Genomic DNA, 12174 nt, shown 5'->3' with positions numbered 1-12174 from the left:
GGTGGAAACAGGGTGCTCGTCCCGCTTATTCGGCGCGCCTGGATTCCAAGCGCCCGAGGCGTTCATCCCACGCGACCAACGAGGGGCTTGTAGAATCGGCGTCCTCTGCCAGTGAAGCGCGGGAGCCCGAGGTGGTGAGATGAGATACGCGGAGCCAGAGACCGTGGAGGAAGGCGTCTCCCTGCTGACGGCCACGGAGGGGGCGCGCTGTCTGGCGGGAGGGGCCTCGTTGGTGGCGATGATGCACGCGGGCCAGCTCTCACCCGTGATGCTCGTGAGCCTGCACCGGATTCAAGAGCTGTCGGCCATCACGCGGACCGAGGACGGCCTCTGGCTGGGTGCCATGGTACGTCACCGGGCCGTGGCGGCCAACGCGCACCTGGATGGCGCCCTGGAGGTGGTGCGAAGCGCGGCGGAGCAGCTCGCGCATCCGGCCATCCGCAACATGGCCACCCTCGGGGGCTCGGTGGCGCTCGCCGATCCCTGCACGGATCTCCCCGGGGCCCTCGTCGCGGCCTCGGCCCGGGTCGAGATCGCCGGACCCGGTGGCCGGCGGCTCATTCCCGTCGAGCAGCTCTTCGTGGATCGCTTCCGGACCTCCCTGGCCCGCGGCGAGCTCGTCACGCGGCTCTTCCTTCCCCGGGGCACCCCAGGCGCCGTGGGGCACCATCTGCGCTTCAGCCGGGTCTCGGGCGACTACCCCACCGTGTCCATCTCGCTGGTCCTCGCCATGAGGGGCGACACGTGCCTGGAGGCGCGCGTGGCCGTGGGCTCGTGTGGGCCCGTTCCGCTCCACCTGGCCGAGGCCGATCAACGGCTCGTGGGGACCCGGCTCGGCGAGCGGGAGGTGGCCGAGGCGGGGCGGCTGTTGGCCCAGGCCGCCGCGCCCCTCGATGACGTCCGGGGTTCGGCCGAGTACCGGCGCCTGCTCATCCCCCGCCTGCTCGGCCGCGCCCTGTCCCTTGCCCGGGAGCACACCCATGGCTGACGAGCTTCCCCTCTTCCTCTCCATCAACGGGACGACCCGCGTGCTCTCCGTCGCCCCGGAGCGGACCCTGCTGGACGTGCTGCGCGAGGATCTTCGCGCGACCGGGACCCGGCGCGGCTGCGATCAGGGCAGCTGCGGGGCCTGCATGGTCCTGGTGGATGGCGAACCCGTGTTCTCCTGCCTGTCCCTGGCCGTGACACTTCGCGGCCGGGAGATCACCACGATCGAGGGGGTGGAGACCGGCGGCGAACTCCATCCGGTCCAGCGGGCCCTGGTCGAGCAGGGCGCGGTGCAGTGTGGCTTCTGCATGTCGGGCATCGTCCTCACCGCCAAGGCGCTGCTCGATCGCAACCCCCACCCCACCGTCGAGGAGATCCGCCACGCGCTCGGCAGCAACGTCTGCCGGTGCTCGGGATACGTCAAGGTCGTGGAGGCGATCGCCTCGCTGAGCAAGGGACCGGGCGAGAAGGCTTCCTCGGAGGGACGGTCATGAGCACTCAGGACAAGCCCGTGGGGGAGATCCTCGGCCGGTCCGTGCCAAGGCTGGAGGCGCGCGAGAAGGTCACCGGACGCGCCGTCTACACCGACGACATGACCCTGCCGGGCATGCTGCATGGCGCCCTGCTCGGCAGCCCTCATGCGCATGCCCGGATCCTCGCCTACGACACCTCGCGGGCCCGGGCGATGCCCGGGGTCAGGGCCGTGCTCACGGCCGAGGATCTGCCCGACCACCGCATCGGCGCCGTCATCAAGGATCAGCCGCTGCTCGCGCGCGGCAAGGTCCTCTACGCGGGCGAGCCCGTCGCCGCCGTCGCCGCGGTCGATCTCGAGACGGCGCGCAGGGCGCTGCGGGCGATCGACATCCAATACGAGCCCCTGCCCGAGGTGCTCGATCCCGAGGAGGCACTGAGGCCGGAGGCACCCGTGCTCCACGAGCGGCGTGAGGCGCTGGCGAGGACGCCCAATGCCGCGGCGCACATCCGGCTCATCGAGGGCGAGCCCGACAGCGTGTGGACGCAGTGCGAGGTGATCGTCGAGGACGTGTTCGAGACGCCCGCGCAGCAGCACATCTACCTGGAGCCCTGCTCCACCCTGGCCTCGGTGGATCGCGACAGCGGCAAGGTGACCGTCTACACCTCGACGCAGTCCGCCTTTCGCGCCCAGGCGATCATCGCCGAGGCGCTGGGCCTTCCCATGTCGAAGGTCCGGGTCATCGTGCCCCGGGTGGGTGGTGGCTTCGGCGGCAAGACCGAGTCGACCAACCAGCCCATCACCGTGGCGCTGGCGAAGGCCGCCGGCGCGCCGGTGAAGCTGACGTTCTCGCGCACCGACGACATGGTGATGATGAGATCTCGCCACGCGTGCCGCATCCACATGCGTACGGGTGCGACCCGGGACGGCCGCATCCTCGCCCGTCAGGTGAAGCTGCACTACGACACGGGCGCCTATGCCGATGACGGACCGTTCGTCGCGGGAGTGGGCGCCTGGTTCGCGCGCGGGCCGTACCGCATCCCCCACTTCGATATCGAGTGCTGGTGCGTGTACACCAACCGGCTCCGGGCCTCGGCGTTCCGCGGGTTCGGCAACCCGCAGATCCACTTCGCCAGCGAGGTGCAGATCGACCGGCTCGCCGAGAAGCTGGGCATGGATCCCATCGAGCTGCGGCTGCGCAACGCGCTCGAGACCGGAGAGAAGTGGATTGGAGGCGCGCCCGTCGAGAGCGGCACGCTCAAGGCCTGCCTGGAGCGGGCGCGCGAGGCGTCCGACTGGAGCCGGCGGCGGAGTGCTCGTGCGGCGACGCCCGGCAAGCGGCGGGGCATCGGGGTGGCGGCGGTCGGACATGTCTCGGCGCTGCTGGGCTCGAGCGCCACGGTCCGGCTCAATGAGGATGGGACCGCCACGGTGAGCACCGGCGCGGTGGACATCGGTCAGGGCTCGGATACGGCGCTCGCCCAGGTGGCGGCCGCGGCGCTGGGGCTGTCGCTCGAGCAGATCAACTTCACCGGTCCGGACACGGACGGCTCGCCGTATGACTGGTGCACGGGAGGCACGCGTACCACCTTCACCGTGGGCCGGGTCCTCACCCAGGCCTGTGCGCAAATCCAACAACAGCTCTTCGAGCAGGCCAGCGAGATGCTGGAGCGTCCGGAGCAGGAGCTGGAGCTGAGACCCGGTGGCATCGTCGGAGTGAAGGGCAGGCCCGAGGCCTCGGTCACGTTCGGAGCCATCGCCGCCCGCGCCCTCTACTTCAAGGGCGGCCCGATCATCGCGTCCTCCCGCTGGCTGTTCCCGGCGGTGCCCATCGATCCCCAACGCACCTCCGCCCAGGGACTGTCCTCGATGGGCAATGGCTATTTCGTCTTTGGCGCGCAGGTGGTGGAAGTCGAGGTGGACGAGCTGACCGGCCACGTCCAGGTGCTCGAGGCCTGGAGCGTCCATGACGTGGGCCGGGTGATCAACCCCGCCGCGGCGGAGGGACAGATCCACGGTGGGTTCGTGCAGGGGCTCGGCTTCGCGCTGACGGAAGAGCTGGTGTGGAAGGACGGCCACCTGACCAATCCCTCCATGAGTGGGTACAAGGTCCTCGGCGCGCCGGATGTCCCCGTGGCCATCCACCCCATCCTCCTCGAGCACCCGCATGGCGAGGGCCCTTTCGGGGCCAAGGGGGTCGCCGAGGCGAGCCTGGTGGGAGTGGCCGCCGCCGTCAGCAACGCGATCCGGCATGCGACTGGCGCGCATGTCACCCGGATCCCCGCCACGGCGGAGCGCGTGCTGCGCGCGTGGCTGGATACGGCTCCATCCAAAGACTCGCACCAGACACGTTGAAGACAGCCAGGCTTCGAAGAGAGTGAAGGTCGAGCCTCTCGAATCCTGGCACCGCGTCTGACCTGTCTGCCCATTCCTTTCGCGCCGACGTGTCACCGACAAGTCACTGACATGTCAGCCCCCACCCTCCACTCCGACGTGTCATTGACATGTCAGCCCCTGCCTTCTGACATGTCAGTCATGCGGCGGCATGAAAAAAGGCGGGAGGGGCCTGGTGCCCGCTCCCGCCTGGACTACGTCATGGGATGACCTTGCCGGACCGTCGCCTACGTGCGGCGGCGGCGAAGCACCGCGAGCCCACCCAGGACCAGCATCACCACCAGCGCCGACTGGGCGCCTCCGGCCGCGGTGCAGCCACTGCCCTGGAACCAGGCTTCATCGTCCTCGGCCGGCGGAGGGGGCTGTGCGGGCTGGTTGTTCGTGACGGTGATGTCCACATGGGAGGTCTGGTTCACCGCGGTGGTGACGGCGTTGGAGACCACCGTGCCGTTGGTAGGGGTGGTCATGCCACTGCCGCCCGCGGTCACGTTCATGAAGGCCGGGAGGTAGCTGTCGGTCCCGCTCATCTTGAGCGTGTAGTCCCCCGCCCAGACCGGGAATTCGAGGCTGCCGTCAGCCGCCGACACCGCGGAGGCTGGCTGGCCGTTCGCATCCAGGATGGGGTTGCCCGCGCCGTCGAGCAGGAACACCTTGGCCCCGGCGACGGGGCTGCCGTCGGACAGCGACACCACCTTGGCGGTCAGACGGGTGCCGCAGGTGTCGAAGCTGGCCGTGGCGACGTTGGTGCGCACGTCCTGGTTCGTATAGGGCGTGGTGGTACCGGTGTTGGTGAGCGAGCCCTTGGCGGTGACGGTGGCCTCCCGAGGGGGAGAGGCGGTGGTGCTGGCCAGCTTGGGTCCGATCGGACAGGCAGCGGAGGGCGGCGACGCGAGGTCCCAGCACAGCTGCGGGGGAGCGCCCGTGGTGACGCGGATCTCGCTGGCGGGCACCACGTTGGCGTTGGTGATGTCAGCGGAGATGTCGAAGCTCGGCGTGAGCCCCGTCTCGAGCGTCGAGAGCGAGGTCAAATCCACGACGGGATTGGCGCGATCGATCGGCAGCTTGCTCCACGCGGCCAGGGGCTGGCCGTTGGAGTCCCTCACCGTCAGGGTGGCCGTGGTGTACAGCGAGGGGTCGGGCGAGGTGAGCTTGAAGGACTTGTACTGGTAGACGCGCGACGCAGGGTCGCAGCTCAGCCGCGGCACGCTCACCGGCGTCTTGAAGGAGATGCGGGTCGAAGCGCCAGTGCAGCCCTGGTTGCCGGTCCTGACATCATAGTTCCTGATGACGCCGTTGTCCGTGTTGGTCCACAGGCATTCCGGCTGCTCGGGATCGAAGATGGTCGTGTAGAGGACCGGCACATTGATGGGAAACTTGTCCGCGCACTTGGCGTCGGTGGCCATGTCCCAGCACATCGCCCAGGTGCTCTTGGTGGTGGAGATGATGCTGTAGGGCCAGGCGACCTTGGTGCCGGAGCTGCTGCCACCGCCGTACTGGAAGATCGGGTTCGCATTTCCCATCACGGGATGCGCCTGGATCTCGGCGAGGAATCTCGGCGGCAGGCTGTGCGCGGCGCCTTCCAGCGTGAAGCAGACGTTGTTCGCGCAGATGTGCTGGATCTCACCGTTGGCACCCGGCAGGGCCCACACGGGACTGCCATTCACGAACTTGCCCGCCTGGTCCTTCACGGGCTGGGGCCAGGTCCCAGGGCACCGCGCCCAGGTGGTGCTGTCGTAGCAGTCCAGGTTCTTGCCGAAGCCGGGGACCACGTAGAGCTTGTTCCCCACCGCGGTGAGGCCGGATTCGTCGGCACTGCCGTTCTCTGGCAGCTCCACCCCGGGGCACTCGGTGCCGGTGGCCATGTCCAGGCAGGTGATGCGGGCCTTCCCGCCGCTGACGAAGCCGATCGTGTACATCTTCCGGCCGATCACCACCGGATCGGTGTGGTCGTTGTAGTTGTTCCTCTTGATGTCGGTGTTGTCGTTGGTCCTCTTGATGTTGGCCGAGGTGAACTCGGAGACGACCACCGGCCTGGCGCAGCGCGTGGCGTTGGTGAGGTCCACGCAGTCCCAAGCCAGCTTGGAGGGCTGGCCCTCCGCGGCGGGCAGGGTGACGGTGGGCTGCCAGAAGTTGTTGGACGCCGCGTCGATGCGGCCCGTGGAGCGGACGCTGGTCTGGGTGAGCTTCATGGGGAAGCCCGGGCACGTGGTGCCGGTCACCAGATCGCGGCACATGATCTCGTTGAGGTTGTTGTGGTGGTGGACGTTGAAGATCCGGGTGTAGCCGGGATCGAAGAAGACGTCCCAGCCGTCACCCACGACGCCGCCCGAGAACACGGGCCTCACCACCACTCGAGGCGCGGTGGACCTGGAGACGATCGCCTGCCGCTCGCCTTCCACACCCTCCACCTCGAGGCCTCCTCGGGCGATCACACCCGAGACCTCCGCCCATTCGCTGGCGGTGGTCGGCACCTTCGCCAGCTTCTCGCCCCCCGCGTAATACTCGATGCTCCAGCCCTGCGGGTAGACGGGGGGATAGTTGAGGCTTTGGAGGCTGGGATCCCAGCTCGCCTCCAGGGTCTGGGTGATGGAGGCCGTCACCTGGGCCGGCGGCAGTGTGGCGATGTACGAGGAGAAGGTGGGGCTCGTGGTGGTGGTGGTGGCGGTCAGGTCCGTCTGGACCGCCTTCTGCGCGGCGCTCCGCGGCGCGACCGGGCGCGCGTCAGCCGAGTCGGGCCTGGCGCTGTCGCCACAGGCGAGAGCCGAGAGGAGGACCCAGAGGCTGGCAACCCGCGCCGCGCCTGGGAGCGCGCGGCGTGGGACTTCGGTGTTCATGTGCATGGCTTTTCGGGGGTGCGAAGAGAAGAAAAGGAGTGGGGTTACTTCTTCTTGCTGTTGGAGATGAACTCGGTGCGGCGGTTCCTCTGGCGGCCCTCGGCGGTATCGTTGGTGGCGATGGGCTGGTCCGGTCCGTAGCCCTTCGCCTCGAGGCGCGTCGGCGCCACGCCACGATCAACGAGGTAGCGGCGCACCGCCTCCGCGCGATCCTGAGAGAGCTTGATGTTGAACTCGCGCGTGCCGCGGTTGTCGGTGTGGCCGCCGATCTGCAGCCGGACGAGCTCCGGGTGCTCCTTGAGGATCTTGGCCACCTCATCGAGGAGGGGGAAGGACTCGGGCAGGATGTCGGACTTGCCGGTGGCGAAGCGGACCTGATCCTTGATGGAGATGCGGGCCTCCTCGTACTCGGCGTACGGGGGCTTCGGCGGCTCGGGCGGCGGGCAGCCCTCGTGGGCGGGGACACCGGGCTTGAGCGGGCAGGCGTCGTCCACGTCGGGGATGCCGTCCTTGTCGGAGTCCGCGGGCGCGGGCGGGGCCGGAGGAGGAGGAGCCGGGCACGGGGTCGGCTCCGGCGCTGGCGTGGGGGCCGGGCAGACGGGGCAGGCGGGGCAGACGACGGGCGTGGGCTCGCGCGGCTCTTCCTTCGGCTTGGAGGGGAAGGGACGGAAGGCGAGGCCCGCGAAGGCGCGGAACGCCGGGTTGCCCGGCATCTTGCCGATGCCTGGACCCGCCAGCGCGAACACCTCCAGGTTCAGGGGCAGCGGGTAGCGGGCTCCGACGAGCACCTCTCCCGCGCTCATGGTCTGCGTGAGCGCCAGGAGCGCGCGGGCCGTCACCTCGCCGCGCAGCCCATCTCCCAGCGTGGAGACGGTGGCACCCAGGGTGGCGTAGCTGCCCACCTGGTCGATGATCCGATTGGCGTAGTTCGAGAGCCTCTCGCTCTGGCGGATCACCGCGCCCACCTCCACGCCCACCCGGAGGAGAGACCCGAAGTTGTGGCCGAACCCGATCCCGGGGTTGAAGGCGAGCCCAGCACCCGGGTCTTGCGTGAGCCCGGAGCTGCTCCCGATGGGCAGCGACAGGCCCAGGTTGAGGCCGATGTCGCCCAGGGCCGATGCGGACTGGCGTGCGAGCACGAAGCGGCCCTGCAGCACGGGCGCGCCGAGCACCGTGCCGGAGACCGGCGCGATGCCCAGGGCGGACAGATCATCGCCCCCCTGCGAGAGAATCACGGGCAGTTGCAGCGCCAGTTCCACGCTGTCGGTGAGGCCGTACGCGACGCCGAGGTGGGCGCTCCAGCGACGGCCGACGACCGAGCCCTGGATCTCGTCGTTGCGCACGAACACCAGGGGCTTGTGCTGGTACTGGCCGGCGAGCAGGAGGCGGAGTTGACCTTGCTCCAGGACGTCACCGGTGGTGAGCACGAGCGAGTGCTGACCTCCCGGGCTGAGCGTCACCTGCTCGAGGTCGAAGGTCTTGACGGGGGTCTGTGCGAGCGCCGGGGCTGTGACGAGCGCGCCGAACAGGAGGGCACTTCGAGGGTTCAGGGGAAACTTTGGGTTCATAAGGAGTACGCGGAGCGACGTTCAATCAAATGGACGGATCCAGTGAATGTTCCCACTTAGATCGGCCTACATACAACCCCAAGCCAGTTCAGCGGACAGGTGAGGCAACCCTAGCCTTGGACTCAAGGCCCTGGGACTGATGACCTCGAGACGTAGCAAACGACGGGCCACAACCCAGCTACAGGCCACGACAGGGGTGATGCCCGAGCGCGCCCCGAGAGGTGCTCGGCTCGCCCGGCCGCGGCTGGCGGCTTGGGCGGAAACAAGACACGCATCAGGCGGATGCTGCCTGGCGTGTGTTCGCCAGATGCACGCACGGATGAGGGATGTGATTGTCTGTCTTTCTTTGGATCGCGCGCGGCAACAGCTCGTGCGCGAGTAGCTTCCCTCTGAAAATGGGGCGTCCATTGTGTCGTTGTGGATGAAGCAACAAGCCAGGAAGATGGGGTCGCGCGGTTGCCTACCGCGTCGCGGCACGACTCCACCCCCATCAGGAACGTCCCCATGACACAACCTCCCCAACGGCCCCCCGGACCGTCCAGCACCTGCTCCGGTGCACGACCATGGCGCTCGCGTTGGCCCTCCTGGCCCTCCCCCCCGGGAGCGCGCACGCGCAGACGGCCTTCTCCCTCTTCGCGCCCAACAGCACGCCCGCCGTGCCCTCGGTGACGAATGACTCCACCGCGGTGGAGCTGGGCGTGAAGTTCAAGTCCGACGTGGCGGGCGACATCGTCGGCATCCGCTTCTACAAGGGCGGGGGCAACACCGGCCCCCACATGGGCCACCTGTGGAGCGCCACCGGGCAGTTGCTCGCCTCGGCCACCTTCGTCGACGAGACGGCCACCGGCTGGCAGCAGGTGACGTTCTCCACCCCGGTGCCCATCGCCGCCAACACGACGTACGTGGCCTCGTACCACGCGCCCAACGGGGCCTATGGCTTCACGGACTCGGGCCTCATCGCGGGTGTGGACAGCCCTCCCCTGCATGCGCTGCCGGGCAGCACCACCAGCGGCGGCAACGGCGTCTTCAAGTACGGCCCCTCCGGCACCTTCCCTACCGACAGCTTCCGCAACTCCAACTACTGGGTGGACGTGGTCTTCCAGCCCGCGGCGCCGGTGAGCATCTGGCCGTCCACCGCCACACCGGACATCGCCTCGGTGAGCAATGACTCCCGCCCCGTCGAAGTGGGCGTGAAGTTCCGGACCTCCGTGACGGGCAACGTGGTGGGCGTGCGCTTCTACAAGGGCGGGGGCAACACCGGCCCCCACGTGGGCCACCTGTGGAGCGCCACCGGGCAGTTGCTCGCCTCGGCCACCTTCGTCGACGAGACGGCCACCGGCTGGCAGCAGGTGACGTTCTCCACCCCGGTGCCCATCGCCGCCGACACGACGTACGTGGCCTCGTACCACGCGCCCACCGGCGCCTATGCCTTCGACGACGCGGGCCTCGTCAACGGCGTGAATGCCCCGCCCGTGTCCGCGCTTCCCGGCCCCACCAGCGGCGGCAACGGCGTCTACGCGTATGGGCCCTCGGGCACCTTCCCCACCGGCAGCTACCGTGACTCCAACTACTGGGTGGACGTCCTGTTCCAGGCCACGGGCGCGCCGCCGCCGGAGCCCCCCCCGCCGGGCAACACCTTCAGCCTCTTCCCCGTGAGCGCGACGCCCGCCACCCCCACGGCCCAAGACACGTCCTCCATCGAGGTGGGCGTGAAGTTCCGCTCGGACGTGGACGGCCGGGTGAAGGGCATCCGCTTCTACAAGGGTGGGGGCAACACCGGCACCCACGTGGGCCACCTCTGGAGCGCCTCCGGCCAGCTCCTGGCCAGCGCCACCTTCATGAACGAGACGGCCACGGGCTGGCAGCAGGTGACGTTCGCCTCGCCGGTGTCCATCACCGCCGGCACCACATACGTGGCCTCGTATTTCGCGCCGGTCGGCGGCTATTCCGCCGACCTGGGCGGGCTGGCCAACGGCGTGGACGCGCCGCCCCTGCACGCGCTGCCGGGCAGCACCACCAGCGGCGGCAACGGCGTGTATGCCTACGGAGCGGTATCCAGCTTCCCCACCAGCAGCTACCAGAACGCCAACTACTGGGTGGACGTCCTCTTCGAGTCGAACGGCCCGCCGCCGCGCCCGGGTGTCACCGGCTCCGGCCCGGTGCTGCTGGCCACCGATCCGGTCAACCCCTTCACCGACTATCTGAAGGAGATTCTCGAGGCCGAGGGCATCGCCTCGTTCGCCACCACCGACGCCGGCAACATCGGCGCGTCGGTGTCGCTCGAGGACTACCGGGTGCTCATCCTCGGCGAGACGACGCTGAGCGCCGCCCAGGTGACGCTCGTCACCCAGTGGGTGAACGCGGGCGGCAGCCTCATCGCCCTGCGACCCTCCGCCAACCTCGACGCGCTGCTCGGCATCAACCCGTCCACGGGCACGCTGTCGGAGGGCTACCTCCTGCTCGACACGACCCAGGCGCCGGGCGCGGGCCTCACCGCGGAGACGATGCAGTACCACGGCACCGCGGACCTGCACACGCTGGCCGCCGGCACACGCGCCATCGCCACGCTCTACTCGAGCGCCACCACGCCCACGTCCTACGCCGCGGTCAGCTTGCGTCCGGTGGGCAGCGGCACGGCCATCACCTTCGCATATGACCTGGCGAAGTCCGTCATCCTCACGCGCCAGGGCAACCCGGCGTGGCAGGGCCAGAACCGTGACGGCTCCAGCATCGGCCCGGGGGCGCGTTCCAACGACATGTTCTACGGCAACGCGTCCTTCGACCCGAAGCCGGACTGGGTGGACATGGGCAAGGTGCAGATTCCCCAGGCGGACGAGCAGCAGCGCCTGCTGGCGAACATGCTCCATCTGACCAGCGCCGTCCCGCTGCCGCGTCTCTGGTACTTCCCCAGCGCGAAGAAGGCCGTGGTGGTGATGACGGGTGACGGGCACCCGGGTGGCGCCACCGTGCAGCGCTGGCAGCAGTACCTCGACGCCAGCCCCGCCAGCTGCAACGTGGACAATTGGGAGTGCGTGCGCGGCACCGTCTATGACTTCATCGGCGGGCTGACGGCGACGCAGGCCGCGGCATACGAGGCGCAGGGCTTCGAGTACGCCCTCCACGTCAACACCGGCTGCGCGGACTACACGGCCGCTACGCTGGATCCGAACTTCTTCACGCCGCAGCTGGCGAATTTCGCCGCGTCGTACCCGGGCATCCCCGCGCCCACCACCAACCGCACGCACTGCATCGCCTTCAGCGATTGGGCCACGCAGCCGAAGGTGTCGCTGCGCCACGGCATCCGGCTGGACACGAACTACTACTACTGGCCGGACTACTGGGTGCAGGACCGTCCGGGCCTGTTCACCGGCTCGGGAATGGCCATGCGCTTCGCGGACGTGGACGGCACGCCTCTCGACGTCTACCAACTGGCCACGCAGATGACGGACGAGTCCGGCCAGTCGTACCCGCTGCACATCGACACGCTGCTGGCCAACGCGCTCGGCCCCAAGGGGTACTACGGCGCGTTCAACGCCAACATGCACGTGGACACGGATCCGTCGGCGGGATCCTCGGGCTCGGCGGCCATCATCGCCTCGGCCCGCCGGGAGGGCGTGTCCGTCATCACCGCGAAGCAGCTGCTCGCCTGGCTCAATGCGCGCGAGGCCACCCAGGTGTCCTCCGTGGCCTTCACCGGCACGGCGCTCTCCTTCACCGTGGCCACCCCGGCGCGCAACCTGTCGCTCATGATTCCCACGCGGACGGCGACGGGCCGCACGCTCGTGTCCGTGAGCGTCAACGGCACGCCGGTGACGACGGTGCCGCAGACCATCAAGGGCGTGGGCTTCGCGTTCATCAACGGCGCGCAGGCCGGCACCTACTCGGCCACGTACAACTGAGTCGCGGTCCACTCCGCTCC

At 69.1% G+C, this 12174-nt stretch carries 6 protein-coding genes; 4 read left to right on the top strand and 2 right to left on the bottom strand.

All coding sequences use genetic code 11. The features are described from left to right. Window positions 1-139: 139 nt before the first annotated feature. The 3 genes from D187_RS28690 to D187_RS28680 are packed head-to-tail and all read left to right on the top strand — an operon-like array spanning window position 140 to window position 3814. A complete protein-coding gene (locus tag D187_RS28690; RefSeq protein ID WP_043431807.1) occupies window positions 140-988 on the top strand; it encodes an FAD binding domain-containing protein in 849 nt (282 codons plus the stop codon). Then, window positions 981-1481 (top strand): (2Fe-2S)-binding protein, encoded by a 501-nt coding sequence (locus D187_RS28685; RefSeq protein ID WP_002632059.1) that lies wholly within the window; start codon window positions 981-983, stop codon window positions 1479-1481. The genes D187_RS28690 and D187_RS28685 overlap by 8 nt, the downstream gene beginning before the upstream one ends. After that, window positions 1478-3814, top strand: a complete 2337-nt coding sequence (locus D187_RS28680; protein WP_002632060.1) for a xanthine dehydrogenase family protein molybdopterin-binding subunit — start codon at window positions 1478-1480, stop codon at window positions 3812-3814. The genes D187_RS28685 and D187_RS28680 overlap by 4 nt, the downstream gene beginning before the upstream one ends. 266 nt (window positions 3815-4080) lie before the next feature. Here D187_RS28680 and D187_RS28675 read toward each other — a convergent pair whose 3' ends face one another. Continuing rightward, window positions 4081-6687 carry a carboxypeptidase-like regulatory domain-containing protein gene (locus D187_RS28675; RefSeq protein ID WP_155893642.1) on the bottom strand — a complete coding sequence of 869 codons (2607 nt, stop codon included), beginning with the start codon at window positions 6685-6687 and terminating at the stop codon, window positions 4081-4083. A 44-nt stretch (window positions 6688-6731) separates the two neighbouring features. Continuing rightward, window positions 6732-8255 (bottom strand): OmpA family protein, encoded by a 1524-nt coding sequence (locus D187_RS28670; RefSeq protein ID WP_002632062.1) that lies wholly within the window; start codon window positions 8253-8255, stop codon window positions 6732-6734. Window positions 8256-8818: 563 nt separating this feature from the next. Between D187_RS28670 and D187_RS28665 the strand changes: the two genes are divergently transcribed. Then, the gene (locus tag D187_RS28665; RefSeq protein WP_002632064.1) at window positions 8819-12154 is read left to right on the top strand and encodes a DUF4082 domain-containing protein; all 3336 of its coding nucleotides are present in this window, start codon (window positions 8819-8821) and stop codon (window positions 12152-12154) included. Window positions 12155-12174 lie beyond the last annotated feature (20 nt).

Origin of the sequence: Cystobacter fuscus DSM 2262 (genome assembly GCF_000335475.2) — a bacterium.
GTDB lineage: Bacteria > Myxococcota > Myxococcia > Myxococcales > Myxococcaceae > Cystobacter > Cystobacter fuscus.
This window is presented reverse-complemented; position numbering and strand designations above follow the sequence as displayed.

Bases quoted from the DNA above. Each gene is read 5' to 3' on its own strand.
- D187_RS28690 (WP_043431807.1), top strand. From the start codon at position 140: ATGAGATACGCGGAGCCAGAGACCGTGGAGGAAGGCGTCTCCCTGCTG.
- D187_RS28685 (WP_002632059.1), top strand. From the start codon at position 981: ATGGCTGACGAGCTTCCCCTCTTCCTCTCCATCAACGGGACGACCCGC.
- D187_RS28680 (WP_002632060.1), top strand. From the start codon at position 1,478: ATGAGCACTCAGGACAAGCCCGTGGGGGAGATCCTCGGCCGGTCCGTG.
- D187_RS28675 (WP_155893642.1), bottom strand. From the start codon at position 6,687: ATGAACACCGAAGTCCCACGCCGCGCGCTCCCAGGCGCGGCGCGGGTT.
- D187_RS28670 (WP_002632062.1), bottom strand. From the start codon at position 8,255: ATGAACCCAAAGTTTCCCCTGAACCCTCGAAGTGCCCTCCTGTTCGGC.
- D187_RS28665 (WP_002632064.1), top strand. From the start codon at position 8,819: ATGGCGCTCGCGTTGGCCCTCCTGGCCCTCCCCCCCGGGAGCGCGCAC.